The sequence below is a fragment of the Nocardioides sp. 616 genome (genome assembly GCF_002930065.1).
Lineage (GTDB): Bacteria > Actinomycetota > Actinomycetes > Propionibacteriales > Nocardioidaceae > Nocardioides > Nocardioides houyundeii.
This window is the reverse complement of the sequence record NZ_POAG01000003.1, coordinates 14,129-32,931: the sequence shown is the minus strand read 5'-3', so window position 1 is coordinate 32,931 and position 18,803 is coordinate 14,129. Positions and strand designations below refer to the sequence as shown.

Genomic DNA, 18,803 nt, shown 5'->3' with positions numbered 1-18,803 from the left:
CGCGGCACGGCTGAACGGCGGCGTCGGGAGCGTGAGGTACGACGCGTCAGCGCAGCCGGACGACCGACTTGCCCAGGGTGCGGCGCTCGTCCATGTCGGTCAGCGCCTGCGCGAAGGAGCCGACGTCGTACATCGACCCGATCGGCGGCCGGACGACCCCCGACTCCAGCATCGGCACCAGCGCCCGCCACTGGTGCTGCATGAACTCCGGACGCACCATCGCGTAGGCGCCCCAGCCGACGCCTCGGACGTCGACGTTGTTGAGCAGCAGCCGGTTGACCTTGACCTCGGGGATGCCCTGACCGGACGCGAAGCCGACCACCAGCAGCCGGCCCTGGGGGGCGAGCAGCCGCAGCGAGTCGGTGAACGCGTCGCCGCCCACCACGTCGAGGACCACGTCGACCCCGCGACCGTCGGTGAGCCGCTTCACCTCGTCCTTGAACTCGGCCAGCAGCACCGCCTCGTCGGCGCCGGCGTCCCGGGCGACCTTCGCCTTCTCCTCGGTGGAGACCACGGCGATCACCCGCGCCCCCATCCCCTTGGCGACCTGGATGGTGGCGGTGCCGACCCCGCCCGCGGCGCCGTGCACCAGCACGGTCTCGCCGGGCTTGAGGCCACCCCGCTCGTCGAGGGCGAACTGGGCGGTGAGGTAGTTCATCGGCAGCGCCGCGCCTTCGTCGTACGTCGTGCCCTCAGGCAGCGCGAAGGTGAACGCCGCCGGCACCGCCACCAGCTCGGCGGCACCACCGTGCGGCAGCACGCCGGCGACCCGCTGACCGACGGCGAACCCCTCGACGCCCTCGCCGAGAGCGGCGACGCTGCCGGCGAAGTCGACCCCGAGGGTGAACGGCACCTCGGGCTTGAGCTGGTACTCCCCCTTGGAGAGCAGCAGGTCGGGGAACGAGATCCCGACGCTGTGCACCTGAACGAGCACCTCCCCCGGGCCGGCGGTGGGTTCGGGCACCTCACGGAGCTCGACGCCGGAGGGACCCGTGGGGCTGACGACCTGGATTGCGCGCATGGGCGTCACCCTAGGCGGCGGCGCCCGCGGCGGTGACTGTCGCAGCGCACAGGCATGATGTGCGGCGTGCCTGATCCGCTCGTCGACACCCTCCTCGACACGCTCGGCGACCAGGCCACCGGGCGTCGCCTGCCCCGGGCTCTGACCCCGTTCAACACCCCCGCCTACCGACGGCTCGCCCTGGCCCTGGTCTTCAGCGCCTTCGGCGGCGGCGTGTGGCTGGTCGCCCTGGTGTGGGAGGTCTTCCGCCTGGGCGGCGGCCCCTCCCAGCTCTCGCTCGTCTCCTCCGCGTCCGCGGTGGGGGTGCTGGTCACCGCCCTGCTGGCCGGCGTGGTCGCCGACCGGGTGCCGCAGCGCCGGGTGCTGATGACGGTCGCCGGCGTCGAGCTGGTCGGCATGGCGCTGGTCGCCGCGCTGGCCGCCGCGGAGCTGACGACGGTGTGGCTGCTGGCCGTGGTCGCGTTCTTCCTCGGCGTCGCGATGGCCTTCTACTACCCGGCCTACTCCGCCATGCTGCCCGCGCTGGTCCCCGAGGACGACCTGATGGCCGTCAACGGCTTCGAGGGCATGGTCCGGCCCACGATCGGCCAGGCGCTCGGGCCTGCCGTCGCGGGTCTCGCGATCGGGGCCCTCGCTCCCTCGCTGGCCTTCGCCATCGCGGCGGCCTCCATGCTGCTCTCGCTGCTGGCGCTGCTTCGGGTGCCGCGGACCGCGGTGCGTCCCCGGCTCGACGAGGCGCACGCGGGACACCCGATCCGCAGCGCGATCGGCGACATGACCGAGGGGTTCCGCTACCTGGTCGGCACCCCGTGGCTGTTGGCCAGCCTGCTCTTCGCCTGTCTGATGATCCTGGCGCTGATGGGCCCGCTGGAGGTGCTGGTCCCGTTCCTCATCAAGTCCGACCTGGGCGGGGACGCGGGCGACCACTCCCTGGTGCTGGCCGCGTTCGGCGTCGGCGGGGCACTCGGCTCCCTGGGGATGGCGTCGGTGCGGATGCCCCGGCGCTACCTCACGATCATGACGCTCGGCTGGGGACTGGCCGGGGTGCCGCTCCTGGCGGTCGCGCACGCCGACGAGCTGTGGATGCTCGTGGCCGCCGGGTTCGTGATGGGGGCACTCTTCTCGTTCCCCATGGTCATCTGGGGCACCCTGCTGCAGCGCCGGGTGCCGACCCACCTCCTCGGTCGGGTCTCCTCGCTCGACTTCTTCGTCAGCATCTCGCTGATGCCGCTCTCGATGGCGCTGGCCGGCCCGGTCTCCGAGGCGATCGGGATGCGCGAGACCTTCTACATCGGCGCGGCCGCGCCCGTGGTGGCCGCTGTGGTGGCGATCGTGTGGGCGCGCCTGCCCGCCGACGAGCTGGCCCACCCGCTCACCTGACCTCGACCAGCCGGTCCATCTCGAAGTGCATCGGGTCGGTCCACGACCAGCGTCCGCCCCAGGCGAACCCCCACCTCTCGAAGATGGCGACCACCCGGGGGTCCATCTCGCCCACGGTGCCGCGCTGGTTGCCGGGGACGTTGAGGTCGACCGCGATGCCGAAGGCGTGCAGGGAGAGCTGGGTGGAACCGGCGATGAACCGCGGGTGGTAGCAGCCGGCGTACTGGTCGGGGTCGATCTCCTTCGTCAGCCCCGAGGCCGCCACCTCCGCCAGCGCGGCCCTGAGCTGCGGGAGCATCACCGCGTGGCAGGTGACCGCCCCCAGGATCGGCACGGTCTCGGTGCGGATGTGCCCGGCCACCCACTGCTGCTGCGGCACGATCCGTCCAGCGGTGCCGACCCGGTAGGAGAACGAGCCCACCGCCTGGGCCACGGAGCCGCCGGTCAGGACCGCCGTCTGCACCGCGGACACGTCCAGGTCCGGTCCGAGGACCTGCACCGACACGTCGCGGCCGACCAGGCGGGTGATCGCGGGTCTGACCCGCTGCGGTGCCACCAGCCGGTCCACCGAGATCAGCAGCGCGTTGCCGGGGCGCATCCCGAGCTCGGTGCCCCAGGCGCTGTTCACCACCGCGTCGACCTGCGGCACCTGGGCGGTGAGCGCCCCCACGTGCACGCGGGCGGCGTCCCGGTCGTTGCCCAGCCGCAGGTAGCCCTCCTCGTCGGGGAGCCGACGACCGAGGGCGGGGACGACCGCCACCTCGCCGCCGGCCACCCGGTCCCAGGCCTCCTGGAGCCTGGCGCTGCCGGGGGTGGTGAACCGCCGGTACGCCGCCGCGTCCACCGCGGCCACGTTGACCACCCGGTCCTGGATGCTCACCTGGGCCAGCGCGATGGGCTCCACGTGGGCCACGCCCTCGAGCTTGCCCACAGTCGCCACCAGGTCGGCGTCCAGTGGTTCCTGGGTGTGGACCAGCAGGTCGGCGGGGAGCAGGTCGTCGGTCAGCGGGCCGGGCGGGGGCACCGCGTGCGCGGGGTCGCGGACCTCTGGGGCGGAGGAGCCGGTGCTGGACGGCCCGCCGGAGGTGGAGGCCGTGGGAGAGGCGACCGAGGGGGCGACGGGCCCGGCCGTCGTACCGCCGCGACAGCCGGAGGCGGCGAACGCCAGCACCAGCGCGACGGCTGCCCCGGTCCTGCGGTCCATGGTGACCTCCCGCAACCAGCCTAGGAGCCGTGGGCACACTCCTCCCGGGCCATCTGGCAGGGCAGTTCAGGTCGCTTAACAAGCAAACGGATGGTTGACAGTGTGTGACCTGCGTCATACGGTGACGAACCCGACGCCGTGTCGGGTCACCGACGAAGAGCGAGGCACCCCGTGTCCCAGAGTCCCGTGTCCCAGAGTCCCGTGTCGCAGAACCCCAAGGACGTCGTCGACGAACTGCTCGCCGCGGTCCACGCGGACGACCAGGCTCGCATCGAGCAGGTCTTCCACCCAGAGCTGGCCATCCACGAGCCGGAGAACCTCCCCTACCCGGGGACCTACCGCGGTGTCGCCGGGTTCCACACGATCAAGGCGAAGATCGGCGAGCTCGCGGAGCTGGGGATCGAGGACTGGGACGCGGTGCAGGCCGGCGACCGGGTGCTGGTGACGATGACCGGGGTCTTCACCTCGAAGCGGTCTGGTCGCACGGTACGGATGCCCATGGTGGAGCTCTACTCCGTCACGGACGGTCGCATCAGCGAGATCGACGTCTACTACAAGGACACCGCGAAGATGTCCGTCCTGCTTGCCGAGCTCTCCTAAGCGCGCCGTGAGCACCCACCCCCGTCAGCTGTGGCGGATGATGGAGCCGTACCACCAGCTCTCCTACCGTTCCGCCGAGGGCGTGGAGCAGATGAGCGCTCTCGGCCTCGACCGGCCCGAGCTGCAGTACTTCGGCGCCCGGCTGTGCGCCCTGGGACCGGTGTCCGCCGAGGTCGCGGCCGCCCTGACCTTCGGCTTCGCCCCGGCGTACGTCGCCAGGGCGGTCCCGGAGGTCTGGCAGCGCGCGGACCCCGAGGACATCCTCGCGGCTCGGCTCGAGGCAGCCGACGCCACGCTGCGCCGGGTGCTGGGGGACCACCTGGCCGAGACCGCCGAGGTGGCGGGACTGGTCAGGCGGGCGGCGGAGGCGTGCGACCTCGGCGGACACCCGATGGCCGCCGCACACCTGGCCGTGGAGTGGCCCGACGCGCCGCACCTGCAGCTCTGGTTGGCCTGCACGGTACTGCGCGAGCACCGCGGCGACGCGCACTGGGCGACCACCACGGCCATGGGCATCGACCCCGTCGAGTGCCACGTGCTGGCCTGTGCCGACGGCTACATGCCGGCGGAGATGCTGCACCGGCACACCGGGTGGGACGACGCCGCCTGGCAGGCCGCGGTCGACCGGCTGGTCGCGCGCGGCCTGGTCGTCGACGAGGACCACGCGACCGCGGAGGGCACGGAGCTCAAGTCGTCGCTGGAGCGGACCACGGACCGGCTTGCCGCGGCGCCGCTGGGCGTGCTCAGCGAGGCGGAGCAGGCAACGGTCCTGGCGACCATGACCCCGTTCGCCCGGATGATCCTGGACGCCGGTGAGGCCCAGCCGTGGCGGCTGCGCGAGCAGCTGTGGCGTGAGCCGGAGCCCGTCTGAGCAGGACACCGTCCACCCTGAGCGCTAGCATCCGACGAGTCGTCCACGTCACATCTTCGGGAGGCGCCATGACTCAGCAGGAGACGCACGCCCAGGAGGCCGAGCGCCGAGGGTCGTTCTCGTCCCGCAGGGTCTTCATCCTCGCGGCGATCGGCTCGGCCGTCGGGCTGGGCAACATCTGGCGCTTCCCCTACGTCGCCTACGACAACGGCGGCGGCGCCTTCATGATCCCCTACCTGATCGCGCTGCTCACCGCGGGAATCCCGTTCCTCTTCCTCGACTACGCGCTGGGTCACCGCTTCCGCGGCTCGGCGCCACTGTCGTTCGCGCGGCTGCGTCGCGGCACCGAGGGACTGGGCTGGTGGCAGGTCGGCATCTGCTTCATGATCGCCATCTACTACGCCGCGGTGATCGCCTGGGCGCTGCGCTACACCCTCTTCTCGGTCACCGAGGCGTGGGGGGACGACGCCGCGGGTTTCTTCACCGGCGAGTTCCTGCAGGTCAGCGACCCCGGCGTGACCGCCGAGATCGTCCCGGGCGTGCTGGTCCCGCTGCTCATCGTGTGGGCCGCGGTCGTCGTGGTCATGGTCGCCGGCGTGCAGAAGGGGATCGGGGCCGTCTCGGTGGTCTTCATCCCGCTGCTCGTCATCACCTTCGGGGCGCTGGTGGTCCGGTCGCTCTTCCTGCCCGGTGCCGCCGACGGCCTGGACGCGCTGTTCACCCCCGACTGGGGCGCCCTGGCCGAGCCCGGGGTGTGGGGAGCAGCCTTCGGCCAGATCTTCTTCTCCCTCTCCATCGGCTTCGGCATCATGATCACCTACTCCTCCTACGTGCACCGCGACACCGACATGACCGGATCCGGTCTGGTGGTGGGCTTCGCCAACTCCGGCTTCGAGCTGCTCGCCGGCATCGGCGTCTTCGCCGCCCTGGGCTTCATGGCGCAGGCCGAGGGCGTCGCGGTGGACGAGGTCGCCCAGAGCGGAGTGGGGCTGGCCTTCATCGGGTTCCCGGCGATCATCAGCGAGGCGCCCTGGGGAGCATTCATCGGCGTCTGCTTCTTCGCCTCGCTGGTCATCGCCGGGCTGACGTCGCTGGTCTCGGTGATCGAGGTGGTCATCTCGGCGGTGCGCGACAAGTTCGAGCTGGGCCGCGCCCAGGCCGCCGCGCTGGTCAGCATCCCGGCGGCCGTCCTGAGCGTGCTGCTCTTCTCCAGCACCAGCGGGCTGCACGTGCTGGACATCCTCGACCACTTCATCAACCAGTTCGGCATCCTGCTGGTCGCGGTGGTCTCGATGGTGGTCCTCGCCTGGGTGCTCAAGGTGCTGCCGCTGCTGCAGGACCACCTCAACCGCAACGGCTCCTTCCGGCTGGGCGCCCCGTGGCGGATCCTGGTCTCGGTGGTCGCGCCGCTGGCGCTGACCTACGTGCTGCTCGACGGGCTGTGGAACGACGTCAGGACGAGGTACGAGGACTACCCGGGCTGGATGCTCGGAGTCTTCGGGTGGGGTGCTGCCGGACTGGTGATCGTCTTCGGCTTCGTCGCGGCCCGGCTGCCCTGGCGCAAGGACACACCCATGGATGTCACCGACGACGAGGAGGTCCAGGCATGAACGTCGAGGCGATCGTGCTGATGGTGCTGGCGATGGTGATCCTGTGGGGCGGGCTGGCGGTGGCGATCGTGCGCCTCACGCGAAGCCCGGACGTGCCTCGCCTCGACGAGCTGCACCGCGACCTCTGAGCCGCGGCCAGGCCAGGGCAGCCCGCGGCTCAGGACCGGCGGCCCTCACCGGTCGCCAGCACCCGGCCGGCGATCCAGCTCAGGTCGGCCGCGGTCTGCGCCGGCGTGCCGGAGGGCTGCATCACGTGGCTGAGCACCACGCGCACGATCACCTCGATGCCCGCCGCCAGGCGCGCCGGGTCGAGCGGGACGTCGTACTGGGCGACGCGTTCGGCCACCACCGCCTGGGCGGTCTGCAGCAGCGTCGCGGAGTGCGTGGTGAGCAGCGGCAGCAGCTCGGTGTCGGTGCCGTGGGTGGCCGAGACGATGGCCCGTAGCAGGGCGTTGTCCTGGGCCAGCACCAGCACGTCGTGGCAGGCGCCCTCGACGGCGGCGACCAGGTCGCCGGGCGAGCGGTCGAAGGCGCGGGTGACGGCGTCGAGGAAGCGGGCCAGCTCGGTGGAGATCACCGCCTCGGCCAGCTCCTGCTTGGTCCCGATCTGGTCATAGACCGTCTGGCGACTCACCCCGACCTCGCGGGCGAGCCGGGCCATGGTCACGTGCGACCAACCATGGGCGGTGGTCAGCTCCACGGCGGTCGCCACCAGGCGCTGCTGGAGCGTCGGAGCTGCCGCCGGGGAGGTCACCCGGCTGAGTCTAGGAACCGCGGGAAAAGCGCCTGGGCACCGGCACGCTGCTGGCCACCGCCTCCGCCGGGTCCACCGGCACGAAGTCGACCTTGTCCCGGACCCCGCAGTCCGGGCAGCTCCAGGTCTCCGGGACGTCGGCCCAGGCCGTGCCGGCCGCGAACCCCTCGTGCTCGTCGCCGGCCGCCACCTCGTAGGTGTAGCCGCACCCGGGGCAGCGAGCGGCCAACACCTCTGCGCTCTGCTCGCCGTCGCCGCTCCCCGCGAGGTCCGTGCGCCCCTGATCGCCGCCGGCCGGCCCATCCGCCGGTACGGCGTACCGGCGCAGGTAGGCCTCGCGGTGCCGCGGGCTCAGGTTGGCCCGGGTCACGTCGCCGTGGAAGTGGGCCAGCACCCGGGGGTCCATCACCCGGCGCCACACCGGGGGGAACGCCGCCAGCAGGATCATCCCGGCGTACCCGGTGGGCAGCACCGGGGACTCCTCGAAGTCCCGCAGCGCCTGGTAGCGCCGGGTCGGGTTGGCGTGGTGGTCGCTGTGCCGCTGCAGGTGGTAGAGCAGCACGTTGGTGGCGATGTTGTTGGAGTTCCAGCTGTGGCTGGGGTCGACGCGCTCGTAGCGCTCCCGCTCCCCCACGCCGACCTTCTGCCGCAGCATCCCGTAGTGCTCCATGTAGTTGACGACCTCCAGGAGGCTCAGCCCCACCAGCGCCTGGAGCACCAGGTAGGGCAGCAGGCCGATCCCGAGCCACACCATCAGCGCCACCCACAGCACCGCGGTCATCAGCCAGGCGTTCAGCACGTCGTTGCCGATCCGCCAGGGGGTCTGGCTGCGACGCGCGTAGCGCCGCTTCTCCAGCCGCCACGCCGAGCGCAGCGAACCCAGCACCGTCCGCGGCCAGAACTCGTAGAGGCTCTCCCCCAGGCGGCTGCTCGCCGGGTCCGCGGGCGTCGCCACCCGGACGTGGTGCCCGCGGTTGTGCTCGATGTAGAAGTGGCCGTAGGCGACCTGGGCCAGCGCGATCTTGGAGAGCCAGCGCTCGTGCGACTCCTTCTTGTGGCCCAGCTCGTGGGCGGTGTTGATGCCGATCCCGCCGATGCACCCGATGGAGATGGCCAGCGCGACCTTGTCGACGGGCCCCAGCTCGGGCGCCCAGCCGAGCGGGTCGCCGCGCATCAGCATGTACATCGCGCTCACGAAGCCGACGTACTGCAGGGGAAGGAAGAGGTAGGTGATCCACCGGTAGTAGCGGTCGGCCTCGAGCGCCTCGATCACGTCGTCGGGCGGGTTGGAGCGGTCCAGCCCGGCCATCAGGTCGATCGCGGGCACGATCACCAGGATCACGATCGGCCCCAGCCACAGCCAGATCCCCCAGTGGGTCAGGCCGTACATGGCGTAGCCGACGAAGGCCAGGGACGGCACCACGAGACCGATCAGCCAGAGGCGGCGCTTGCGGTCCTGCCATCCGGTGGTGGAGTCCGGGCTCACGGTGCTGTTCAGGATCCGGTCCGAGGTCATCCGAGTCTCCTGTGCGCAGCCGACGTAGTTTACAAAACCATAGGGTTTGTAAAGCCCTGTGGCAAGAGTCACATTCGGCCCGGCACAGACGACCACCGCCAGCGACCAGGAAGGTCATCGCGTTGCCCGCGGAGAACGTCCGGTCCCCGAAGAGCCCCAGCGGCACCATCGGCTCCGCGGTGCGGTGCAACCGGTCGCCGAGGGAGCCCGCCGATCAGGATCAGCCCGGCGAGGGAGAGCAGGTAGCCGTTGGTGATCCACTGCAGCTGCGCCAGGCTCGCCCCGAGGTCCCGGCCCAGGCGGGGCAGCGCCAGCAGTAGGCCACCTGCGTGCTGGATGTGGTCTCATGGCGCTCATGGAGCATCCCTTCGGCATCGACTTCGGCGGCACCGGCATCAAGGGCGCACCCGTCGACCTGGCCACCGGCACCTTCGCCGGTCCGAAGGCGAAGATCGACACCCCCCGACCGGCGAACCCGGAGACGGTCTCGGCGGTCTTCCGCCAGCTGGTCTCCGGCTTCCCCAGCTCCACCGCCGCGGTCGGGGTGACCGTCCCGGGCGTGGTCAAGCACGGCGTGGTCTGGTCGGCGGCCAACATCGACTCCTCCTGGATCGGCACCGACGCCGACGAGGTCTTCACCGAGGCCCTGCAGCGCGAGGTGCACGTGGTCAACGACGCCGACGCGGCCGGCCTCGCCGAGGTGGAGTACGGCGCGGCGAAGGGCCGGCGTGGGCTGGTCATCGTCACCACCCTGGGCACCGGGATCGGCTCGGCACTCGTGCATGACGGGGTGCTGGTGCCCAACTCCGAGCTGGGCCACCTGGAGATCGCCGGCAAGGTGGCCGAGCAGCACGCCGCCAACAGCGTCCGCGAGCGCGAGGAGCTCTCCTGGGCCGACTGGGCCCAGCGGCTCACCTCCTACTACCGGACGCTGGAGCGGCTCTTCTCCCCCGAGCTGATCGTGGTCGGAGGCGGGGTCAGCAAGTCCGCCGACGAGTTCCTGCCGCTGATCGAGATCGAGACCGAGATCGTGCCGGCGGCGCTGCGCAACAAGGCCGGCATCATCGGGGCGGCCCTGGTGGCGAGCCGGGCCGGTCGGCACTGATCACGGCGTCGAAGGCCTCGAGCACGCCCCGCAGGTACCGCTCCACGACCGCCCGCTCCTCCTCGCTGAAGCTCCGGTCCAGCCGGTCCAGCGCGACGAACATCGGCATCAGGTGGCCCACGGCCTCGCTCCGGCCCGAGTCGGTGACGCGCACCTCGGTGCGCCTGCGGTCCTCGGCGTGGGCGTGGCGCTCCACGTGCCCCCGCTCGGCGAGCCGGTCCACGATCCCGGTGGTGGCGGCCGTGGTGACGTCCAGGCGGCGCGCCAGCTCGGCCGGCCCCAGCGGGTCACGGCTCAGGTGCTCCAGGGCCGTGAGCTCGCGGTGGCTCAGGCCTGCGCGCCGCGCGACGACGCTGCCCATCCGGGCCGACTCGGCCAGCACCTGACGCAGGGCGAGGAGGCTGCCGGTCTGGTCCCATCCGGGAGCACGTGCGGCGTCGAATGACTCATCGGCACCTTCTGCCATGACACCCCCCTCTCCATCCCGGCACTGCGGGGCTGTTGAGCCCCACGATATGCTTAAGCTGCTTAGTAATTAAGATAGCAATCTATTCTACCTCTCGAGCCTCGGAGAAGCCCATGAGTACGACGAAGGTGCCCGGCGCCAGCCGCGTGGCCCAGTTCATCAGCGCCCGCCGTACGGCCTGGCTGGTGGCACTCGTACCGATCCTCCTGGCCGGCATGCTGCTGGGCTTCGTGCCCGAGGGCGAGCGCAACGTCTCCGCGACCGACTCGCTGCCCGACGACTTCGACAGCACCAGCGCCGTGGCCCTGCAGTCCGAGCTCCCCGAGGAGGACTCCTCCGTGGCGATCGTGCTCTGGACCGCCGAGGACGGCGAGCTCACCGAGGACCAGCTGGGTGAGATCGGCAAGCAGGCCGGCGAGCTGCTCGCCGAGTACGCCGAGGGGGGCGAGTCCGGTGGTGAGTCAGGTCCCCCTTCGGGCGGCAAGCCCGGGCCCGACTCCGAGGGCGAGCAGGGCCCGCTGACGGTCGCCGACGACGCCACCGCGGCGTACTCCGTGGTGCCGGTGACGGCCAAGACCTCCTCCGACAACGCCGACCTGGTCACCGAGCTCCGCAAGACGCTCGAGGCCGACGTGCCCGACGGGGTCAAGGTCCAGGTCACCGGCCCGGCCGGCATCCAGGCCGACGTCGCGGCGGTCTTCGACGGCGCCAACCTCCGGCTGCTGCTCGCCACCGCCTCGGTGGTCGCCATCCTGCTCATCGCGACGTACCGCAGCCCGGTGCTCTGGCTCATCCCGCTCACCGTCGTGGGGCTGGCCGACCGGCTCTCGGCCATCGTCGCCACCCAGGTGCTCCAGCGGATCGACTACGTGACCTGGGACGAGTCCACGATCGGGATCCTGAGCGTGCTCGTCTTCGGGGCGGGCACCAACTATGCCCTGCTGCTGATCTCCCGCTACCGCGATGAGCTCAGGAGCCACGAATCCCGCAACGACGCCATGGCACGGGCCCTGACCCGGACCGCCGAGGCCGTCTTCGCCAGCTCCACCACCGTCTTCCTCGGCCTGCTGACGCTGCTGCTCTCCGCCTTCCCGACCACCCGAGGGCTGGGCCTGGCCTGCGCCATCGGCATCCTGATCGCGGCGACGTTCGTGATGGTGGTGCTGCCGGCGGCCCTGGTTCTCTTCGGGCGCTGGATCTTCTGGCCCCGGGTGCCGCACAACGGCGAGGCCCCGCTGGTCGAGGGCCGCTCCTTCTGGCGCAAGGTGGGCGACCGCGTGGCTCGCCGGCCGCGGGCGTTCGTCGCCGGCACCGTGCTGCTGCTCGGCGTGATGATGATCGGGCTGTTCCAGATCAACACCGGACTCGGCCCCTCGGACCAGTTCCTGGAGACCCCGGAGGCGATCAGCGCTGCCGACCGGCTGGGCGAGTCCTTCCCGGCCGGCACCACCGACCCGGTGCAGGTGCTCACCCGCGAGAACCCCGAGGACGTGCTGGCCACGGTGGAGCAGGTCGACGGCATCGCCTCGGCCCGAGTCACCACCGAAGGCGGCGGCATCGCGCAGATCGACGCGGTGCTGGAGTCCGCCCCCGGCAGCGACGAGGCCAAGGAGACCGTGGCCGAGGTGCGCGAGGCCGTGGCCGACTTCGACGACACCCACGTCGGCGGCGGGGACGCCGAGGCGCTGGACGAGTCCGAGGCCTCGGTGCAGGACCGCTGGCTGATCCTGCCGGTGATCCTGCTGCTGGTGCTGGGGGCGCTGCTCCTGCTGCTGCGCTCGCTGGTCGCCCCGATCCTGCTGGTCGCCACCGTGGTCGGCACGTACGCCGCCGCCATGGGCACCTCGTGGTGGATCTTCACCGGCGTCTTCGGGTTCGCCGCGATGGACGTCGGCGTACCCCTGCTGGCGTTCCTGTTCCTGGTGGCGCTCGGTGTGGACTACAACATCTTCCTGGTCACCCGGGCCAAGGAGGAGGCGGCACAACACGGCACCAGAGAGGGCATGCTGCGCGCCCTGACCGCCACCGGCGGCGTGATCACCAGCGCCGGAATCCTGCTCGCCGCGGTCTTCGCCGTCCTCGGTGTCCTGCCGCTGGTGGTGCTCGCCCAGCTCGGCGCGATCATCTTCGTCGGCGTGCTGCTCGACACCCTGGTGGTGCGGACCGTGCTCGTGCCCGCCCTGGCGCTCACCCTGGGCGACACGTTCTGGTGGCCGCGCAAGGTCGACCGGCGCCGCAGCTGAGGGTCAGCGCGGCGGGGGCCTCACGCCTCCAGGCCCTGGATCGCCCGCGCGACCGCCTTCGGCACCTCGGGGTGGAAGACCGTGGGGATGATGAAGTTGGGGTTGAGCTCCTCGTCGGTGACGACCTCGGCGATGGCGTGGGCCGCCCGTAGCAGCATCTCGGTGGTGATCTCCGCGGCCCGGGCGTCGAGCAGTCCCCGGAATACGCCCGGGAAGGCCAGCACGTTGTTGATCTGGTTGGGATAGTCCGAGCGGCCGCTGGCCACCACGGCGGCGTACCGGTCGGCCTCGGCGGGGTCGATCTCCGGGTCCGGGTTGGCCAGGGCGAAGACGACCGGGTCGGGGGCCATCTCCTGGATCCACTCGGCCTGGAGCACGCCGGGTCCGCTGACCCCGACGAAGACGTCGGCACCAGCCAGCGCGGCGCGGAGGTCGCCACGGATCCCGCGGGGGTTGGTGCGGCCGGCCAGCGAGGCCATGGCCGGGGAGAGCGACTCGTCGTCCCCGGTCAGGCAGCCCATCCGGTCCCACACCACCACGTCGGAGGCACCGTCGGCGAGCAGCAGCGTGACGATCGCGGTACCGGCCGCGCCGCCGCCGGCGACCACGATCCGGGCCTCGGGCAGCGTCTTGCCGACCACCCGCAGGGCGTTGGTCAGCGCGGCGAGCACCACGATCGCGGTGCCGTGCTGGTCGTCGTGGAAGACCGGGATGTCGAGGGACTCCCGCAGCCGGGCCTCGATCTCGAAGCAGCGCGGCGCGGCGATGTCCTCGAGGTTGATGCCGCCGAAGCCCGGCGCGATCATCTCGACCGCCCGGACGATCTCCTCGGTGTCCTGGCTGGCCAGGCAGATCGGCCAGGCGTCGATGTCGGCGAACTTCTTGAACAGCGCCGCCTTGCCCTCCATCACCGGCAGCGCCGCCCCCGGCCCGATGTTGCCCAGCCCCAGCACCGCCGAGCCGTCGGTGACCACGGCCACCGAGTTGCCCTTCACCGTCAGGCTCCAGACGTCCTCGGGGTTGTTGGCGATCGCGGAGCTGACCCGGCCCACCCCCGGGGTGTAGGCCATCGACAGGTCGTCCCGGCTGCGCAGCGGCACCTTACTGGTGACCTCGATCTTGCCGCCGAGGTGCAGCAGGAAGGTGCGGTCGCTGACCTTGTGCACCTCGACGCCGTCGATGGCGTCCACCGCGGCCGCGAGCTCGCGGGAGTGAGGCTCGTCGGCCGCCGAGCAGGTCACGTCCACCACCAGGCGGTCATGGCGGGACTCGGCCACGTCGATCCCGGTCACGATGCCGTCGTGCTGGGAGATGGTGGTGGCGACGGTGCCGACCACTCCGTGGTCCGGCGCGGTGTGCAGGCGCATGGTGATCGAGTACGACGAAGCGGTGGCGGCCATGGGCAGACCCTTCACCCCGAGCATGGTTACCAGCAAGTCACTACGGTGTGGGCATGAGCGACGCCACCCAGGATGCCCAGGTCACCGACAACACCGACGACTCGCGCTACGAGATCCACAGCGACGGCACCTTGGCCGGCTTTGCCGAGTACGAGCTGGGCGACGGGGTCATCGACTTCACCCACACCGAGGTGTTCGAGAAGTTCAGCGGCAAGGGCCTGGCCCAGGAGCTGGCGGCCCGCTCGCTGGACGAGGCGCGCAGCCGCGACCTGCAGGTGCTGCCGCACTGCAGCTTCTACGCCAAGTACATCGCCCGGAACCCGGAGTACCTCGACCTCGTGCCCGTGGACCGTCGCCCCGAGTTCAGCCTCGCCTGAACCCGCGTCCGCCGCCGGGCGGATACGGTGCCGGGGTGCCGATCTCGCTGCGCCCCTTCACGCCTGCGGACCTCCCCCTGCTGCCCGGCGGCGACTCGCCGTACGACGACTGGGGCCCCAAGCGGCGCACCGACGTGCCCGGGTCCGACCTCGACTCCTCCGGCGGGCTCGTGATCGTCGACTCCGAGGACATCGTGCTCGGCTCGGTGAGCTGGCACTACGTGCACTGGGGACCCAACGCCGGCTCCCGCAACCCGATGATCGGGGTGTGGCTGCGGTCCGAGGCCCGCGGACGCGGCGCGGGGACCGAGGCCCAGTCGAGCCTGGTCGACCTGTTCTTCCGCCACACCGTGGTCAACCGGGTCGAGGCCCACACCGACGTGGAGAACCTCGCCGAGCAGCGTTCGCTGTCCAAGGCCGGGTTCACCGCCGAGGGCGTGGTCCGGGGCGCCCAGTGGCGGGACGGGGCCTTCCGCGACGGGATCCTCTACAGCATCCTGCGCTCCGAGGTACGCGGCACGGTGTAGCTGCGGGGTGTAGCTGCGAGGTGTAGCTGCGAGGTGTAGCTGCGAGGTGTAGCTGCGGGTGTAGGCCGAGCCCGGACTGGGCACCGACATGCATGGCGGAGCTGCGCGGCGCCCTCGGTCTGGCCTTCTTGCTCCTCGTCGCGTTCGCGTTCTCCAAGAACCGGCGCGGCATCTCCTGGCGCACGATCGGCGTCGCCCTCGCCCTGCAGGTCGGTTTCGCCTTCCTCGTGCTGCGATGGGGGCCGGGGCAGCAGGGCCTGAAGTGGGTCTCGGACCGGGTCGCCACGCTGATCGGCTACACCGAGGCGGGCACCGCGTTCCTCTTCGGACCGCTGCTCGAGGTCGGCGCGAAGAACGAGACCATCTTCGCCCTCCAGGTGCTGCCGGTGATCATCTTCCTGGGCGCCCTGATCGGACTGCTGTTCTACCTGCGGGTGATCCAGTGGACCACCTGGGCGCTCGGCGGCGCCCTGGCGTGGCTGCTGGGGATCAGCAAGGTCGAGTCGATGTACGGCGCGACGGTGATCTTCCTGGGGCAGAGCGAGGCGCCGCTGATGATCGCGCCCTATCTGCGCTCGCTGCGCCGCGGCCAGCTGTTCACGATCATGGTGGCGGGGTTCGCGGCGGCGGCCGGCTCCACCCTGGTCGGCTACTCCCTGCTCGGAGCGCCGTTGGACTACTTGCTGGCCGCGACCGTGATGAACGCGCCCGCCTCGCTGCTGATGGCCAAGCTGATGTGGCCCGACGGTACGCCGGACGAGGCGGAGGTCGACCTCGCGGAGGGTGAGGGCGACCGCGAGATCGACGTACGACGGGTGCGCGACGAGGAGTCCTTCAACCCCATCGACGCCGTGGGCAGAGGTGCGCTGGCCGGGGCCCGCATCGCGGTGACGGTGGGCGCGCTGCTGATCGCTTTCGTCGCCCTGATCGCCATGGCCGACGGCATCCTGGGCGAGGTCGGGTCGTGGGTCGGTGCCGACGACCTGACCTTCGACAAGCTGCTCGGCTGGGCGCTCGCCCCCCTGGCCTGGCTGCTGGGGGTGCCGTGGTCGGACGCGGTCCAGGCTGGAGGCTGGATCGGCGAGAAGACGGTGCTCAACGAGTTCGTCGCCTTCGCCAGCTTCGGTCCGGAGGTCGACTCGCTGGCCCCCATCACCGTGGTCATCGTGACGTTCGCGCTGGCGGGGTTCGCCAACCTGACCTCCATCGCGATCCAGATCGGCACCCTGGGATCGCTGCTGCCGGAGCGGCGCGGCGTCGTCGCCGACCTGGGGCTGCGCGCACTGCTCGGCGGCGCGCTCGCCAACCTGGCCAACGCGGCCATCGCCGGGCTCGTGTTCAGCCTCTAGGCCGGGTCGCCCGGGGCGGCTGCCCTCTCGGTGCTGGTCTTCCCACTCGCGCGCCTGGGGATCCGGTGCAGGGTGACCTCGTGGAGCTCACCATCCGCCGCCAGGGCGGTGAGATAGGTGCAGAACGGCTGACGACGACGGTCGGTGGGTGAGCCGGGGTTCAGCAGTCGCAGACCGGTCCTGGTGGTGGTGTCCCAGGGAATGTGGCTGTGCCCGAAGACGAGCACGTCGAGGTCGGGGTAGAGCGCGCTGCAGCGCTCCTCGCGCCCCTTGGCGTCGCCCGTCTCGTGCACCACGCCGAGCCGGATGCCCTCGATCTCCACGCGCGCCACCTCCGGCAGGCGCTCGCGGAGCGCGCCGTGGTCGTTGTTGCCCCACACGCCCACCAAACGCCGCGAGCGGCTCTCGAGCTCGTCGAGCAGCTCCTCGCAGACCCAGTCGCCGGCATGGATCACCACGTCGGCGCTCTCCACCTCGTGCCACACCTGCTCGGGCAGGTCACGAGCCCGCTTGGGCAGGTGGGTGTCCGCCAACAGGAGCAGCCGGGTCGCCATGGGTCCAGTCAACAGGAAGGATGAGTCCGGTGTACGTCCCCCGGTTCAACGTCATGCCCGAGGCCGAGCTGCGTCCACTGGTGGAGGCTGTGGGGTCCGCCGAGCTCATCACGGTCGACACCGACGGCCTCCCCCAGGCCACCCGGCTGCCCGTGATCTGGTCCGGCGACCGGCTGGTCTTCCACCTGGCGTTCGCCAACCCGCACTGGCGCACGATCGAGCCGGGGAGCCCGGCCCTCGCCGTGGTGACCGGGCCGCAGGGGTACGTCTCCCCCAACTGGTATCCCACCAAGGCCGAGCACGGCCGGGTGGTGCCCACCTGGAACTACTCCGCGATCCACTTCCGCGGCCGCGCCACCGTGCACCGCGACCCCGACTGGCTCCGCGCCGCGGTCACCGACCTCACCGTCCAGCACGAGGAGCACCGCGACGACCCGTGGCAGGTGGGCGACGCCCCGGAGTCGTACGTCACCCAGCAGCTCAAGGCCATCGTGGGCGTGGAGGTGGAGATCGAGAGCGTCGAGGCCAAGGCCAAGCGCAGCCAGAACCGGTCCGAGGCGGACCGCGCCGGGGTGGTCGCGGGGCTGGAGGCGGAGCCGGACCCGACCGCTCGGGCTCTGGCCGCGCAGATGCGGGAGGACCTGCGGCGCAGCTAGCCTCCGAGTCATGCCCGTCTCGCGGAAGTACGCCGTCATCGAGCGGGAGCGCCGCTACCTGGTCAGGACGCTCCCCGACCCGGTGACCAGCGTCCGGGAGATCGAGGACAGGTATGTCACCGGGACCCGGATGCGGCTGCGGGAGGTGCGCGCGGCCGACGGCACGGTGGTGCGCAAGCTGACGCACAAGGTGCGGCTCGCCGCCGGTCCATCCGAGGTGGCGTGCACCAACTTCTACCTCGACGAGGGCGAGTGGTCGCTGCTGGTGGGCCTGCCGGCGCGGACGCTGCGCAAGCGGCGGCACCTGGTGTCCCGCGACGGTGTGGTGGTGGCGGTCGACGAGCTCGAGGACGGCACGCTGCTGGCCGAGATCGACGACGGTGAGACGCCGCCAGGCCCCGTCCCGGAGTGGCTCGACGTCATCGCGGACGTGAGTGGGGACGAGGCCTGGACGGGCCTCGGTCTGGCGCGCTGAGACAGTGGCTCAGGCCTAGCGCACGACCTCGTGGGCCTCGAGGCGCGGCAGCCGGTCGAACCAGGCGTTCTCGGCCGGGTGGCCGATGTTGACCACCAGCAGCGACTTGAGCGCCGTACCGGCGAAGAGGTCCTCGTCCAGCGCGGCGGCGTCGAAGCCGCTCATCGGGCCGGCGGCGAGGCCGGCAGCGCGGACGCCGACCATGAAGTAGCCGATCTGCAGGGTCGCGTTGAAGCGGGCGGCCTGCTCGCGGGCGGCGTCGTCGGCGAAAGCGTCCTTGGCGCCGGGGAAGATCGGGAAGGTGCGGTGCAGGAGCTCGTGGAAGTCGGTGTCGGCGGCCAGCACGGCGACCATCGGAGCTGAGGCGGTCTTCTCGCGGTTGCCCTCTGACATGTGCTTGAGCAGTCGCTCCCGGTCCTCGCCCGCGCGGACCAGCACCACGCGGAGCGGCTGGATGTTCATCGCGGTGGGGCCGTACTTCACCAGGTCGTAGATCGCGGCGACCTGCTCGTCGGTGACGGGCTCGTCGGTGAAGGCGTTAGCAGTCCGGGCTTCGCGGAACAGCAGGTCCTGGGCTTCGGGGGAGAGCACGAGGTCATTGGTCATGGATCGTTCAACAACCTGCGTCGCGTCGGAGGTCCCGAAAACGGCGTGAGACTCGTCACTTCTCCCCGCCGGTGGTCGGTCTAGCATCG

General features: G+C 71.3%; 20 protein-coding genes. 12 read left to right on the top strand and 8 right to left on the bottom strand.

Annotated elements, in window-relative coordinates:
• Positions 1-46 precede the first annotated feature (46 nt).
• Positions 47-1,021, bottom strand: a complete 975-nt coding sequence (locus C5H89_RS00970) for an NADPH:quinone oxidoreductase family protein (protein WP_104105240.1) — start codon at positions 1,019-1,021, stop codon at positions 47-49.
• Between the two features lie 66 nt (positions 1,022-1,087).
• On the opposite strand from C5H89_RS00970, the gene C5H89_RS00965 reads away from it, so the two are divergent.
• Complete coding sequence (locus C5H89_RS00965; protein ID WP_205304793.1) at positions 1,088-2,401, top strand: MFS transporter; 1,314 nt, start codon at positions 1,088-1,090, stop codon at positions 2,399-2,401.
• On the opposite strand, the gene C5H89_RS00960 is transcribed toward C5H89_RS00965, so the two are convergent.
• Positions 2,394-3,605, bottom strand: coding sequence for a M15 family metallopeptidase (locus C5H89_RS00960; protein WP_240181628.1), 1,212 nt, complete (start codon positions 3,603-3,605; stop codon positions 2,394-2,396). The genes C5H89_RS00965 and C5H89_RS00960 overlap by 8 nt on opposite strands.
• A gap of 201 nt (positions 3,606-3,806) precedes the next feature.
• Between C5H89_RS00960 and C5H89_RS00955 the strand changes: the two genes are divergently transcribed.
• From C5H89_RS00955 to C5H89_RS00940, 4 genes are all read left to right on the top strand, one after another.
• Complete coding sequence (locus C5H89_RS00955; RefSeq protein ID WP_162799135.1) at positions 3,807-4,205, top strand: nuclear transport factor 2 family protein; 399 nt, start codon at positions 3,807-3,809, stop codon at positions 4,203-4,205.
• 7 nt (positions 4,206-4,212) lie between these two features.
• Positions 4,213-5,076, top strand: coding sequence for a hypothetical protein (locus C5H89_RS00950; protein ID WP_104105237.1), 864 nt, complete (start codon positions 4,213-4,215; stop codon positions 5,074-5,076).
• A gap of 68 nt (positions 5,077-5,144) precedes the next feature.
• Positions 5,145-6,686 carry a sodium-dependent transporter gene (locus C5H89_RS00945; RefSeq protein ID WP_104105236.1) on the top strand — a complete coding sequence of 514 codons (1,542 nt, stop codon included), beginning with the start codon at positions 5,145-5,147 and terminating at the stop codon, positions 6,684-6,686.
• Positions 6,683-6,814 (top strand): methionine/alanine import family NSS transporter small subunit, encoded by a 132-nt coding sequence (locus C5H89_RS00940; protein WP_101522998.1) that lies wholly within the window; start codon positions 6,683-6,685, stop codon positions 6,812-6,814. Before C5H89_RS00945 ends, C5H89_RS00940 begins: the two co-directional genes overlap by 4 nt.
• Before the next feature lie 29 nt (positions 6,815-6,843).
• Here C5H89_RS00940 and C5H89_RS00935 read toward each other — a convergent pair whose 3' ends face one another.
• Positions 6,844-7,440, bottom strand: coding sequence for a TetR family transcriptional regulator (locus C5H89_RS00935; protein WP_104105235.1), 597 nt, complete (start codon positions 7,438-7,440; stop codon positions 6,844-6,846).
• 10 nt (positions 7,441-7,450) lie between these two features.
• On the bottom strand, positions 7,451-8,956 hold the full coding sequence (locus C5H89_RS19425) for a fatty acid desaturase (protein WP_104105234.1): 1,506 nt from the start codon (positions 8,954-8,956) through the stop codon (positions 7,451-7,453).
• 355 nt (positions 8,957-9,311) lie between these two features.
• Here C5H89_RS19425 and C5H89_RS00925 point away from each other — a divergent pair, with 355 nt between their 5' ends.
• On the top strand, positions 9,312-10,061 hold the full coding sequence (locus C5H89_RS00925; RefSeq protein WP_275887089.1) for a polyphosphate--glucose phosphotransferase: 750 nt from the start codon (positions 9,312-9,314) through the stop codon (positions 10,059-10,061).
• On the opposite strand, the gene C5H89_RS00920 is transcribed toward C5H89_RS00925, so the two are convergent.
• Positions 10,018-10,527, bottom strand: a complete 510-nt coding sequence (locus C5H89_RS00920; protein ID WP_104105232.1) for a MarR family transcriptional regulator — start codon at positions 10,525-10,527, stop codon at positions 10,018-10,020. The genes C5H89_RS00925 and C5H89_RS00920 overlap by 44 nt on opposite strands.
• Before the next feature lie 113 nt (positions 10,528-10,640).
• Between C5H89_RS00920 and C5H89_RS00915 the strand changes: the two genes are divergently transcribed.
• Positions 10,641-12,770 (top strand): MMPL family transporter, encoded by a 2,130-nt coding sequence (locus tag C5H89_RS00915; protein ID WP_104105231.1) that lies wholly within the window; start codon positions 10,641-10,643, stop codon positions 12,768-12,770.
• Between the two features lie 20 nt (positions 12,771-12,790).
• On the opposite strand, the gene C5H89_RS00910 is transcribed toward C5H89_RS00915, so the two are convergent.
• On the bottom strand, positions 12,791-14,170 hold the full coding sequence (locus C5H89_RS00910) for an NAD-dependent malic enzyme (protein ID WP_104105266.1): 1,380 nt from the start codon (positions 14,168-14,170) through the stop codon (positions 12,791-12,793).
• Between the two features lie 53 nt (positions 14,171-14,223).
• Between C5H89_RS00910 and C5H89_RS00905 the strand changes: the two genes are divergently transcribed.
• From C5H89_RS00905 to C5H89_RS00895, 3 genes are all read left to right on the top strand, one after another.
• Complete coding sequence (locus C5H89_RS00905) at positions 14,224-14,547, top strand: GNAT family N-acetyltransferase (RefSeq protein ID WP_104105230.1); 324 nt, start codon at positions 14,224-14,226, stop codon at positions 14,545-14,547.
• A gap of 35 nt (positions 14,548-14,582) precedes the next feature.
• A complete protein-coding gene (locus tag C5H89_RS00900) occupies positions 14,583-15,074 on the top strand; it encodes a GNAT family protein (RefSeq protein ID WP_162799134.1) in 492 nt (163 codons plus the stop codon).
• 92 nt (positions 15,075-15,166) lie between these two features.
• On the top strand, positions 15,167-16,423 hold the full coding sequence (locus C5H89_RS00895) for a nucleoside transporter C-terminal domain-containing protein (RefSeq protein WP_104105229.1): 1,257 nt from the start codon (positions 15,167-15,169) through the stop codon (positions 16,421-16,423).
• Here C5H89_RS00895 and C5H89_RS00890 read toward each other — a convergent pair.
• Positions 16,420-16,977 (bottom strand): metallophosphoesterase, encoded by a 558-nt coding sequence (locus C5H89_RS00890; RefSeq protein ID WP_104105228.1) that lies wholly within the window; start codon positions 16,975-16,977, stop codon positions 16,420-16,422. The two genes, C5H89_RS00895 and C5H89_RS00890, sit on opposite strands and share 4 nt — an antisense overlap.
• Before the next feature lie 29 nt (positions 16,978-17,006).
• On the opposite strand from C5H89_RS00890, the gene C5H89_RS00885 reads away from it, so the two are divergent.
• On the top strand, positions 17,007-17,633 hold the full coding sequence (locus C5H89_RS00885; protein WP_104105227.1) for an FMN-binding negative transcriptional regulator: 627 nt from the start codon (positions 17,007-17,009) through the stop codon (positions 17,631-17,633).
• Between the two features lie 10 nt (positions 17,634-17,643).
• Entirely contained in the window at positions 17,644-18,108 is a 465-nt protein-coding gene (locus C5H89_RS00880) for a hypothetical protein (protein ID WP_104105226.1), read from the top strand.
• Between the two features lie 15 nt (positions 18,109-18,123).
• Here the strand turns inward: C5H89_RS00880 and C5H89_RS00875 are convergent, their stop codons facing one another.
• Positions 18,124-18,714, bottom strand: coding sequence for a malonic semialdehyde reductase (locus C5H89_RS00875; RefSeq protein ID WP_104105225.1), 591 nt, complete (start codon positions 18,712-18,714; stop codon positions 18,124-18,126).
• Positions 18,715-18,803: the final 89 nt, after the last annotated feature.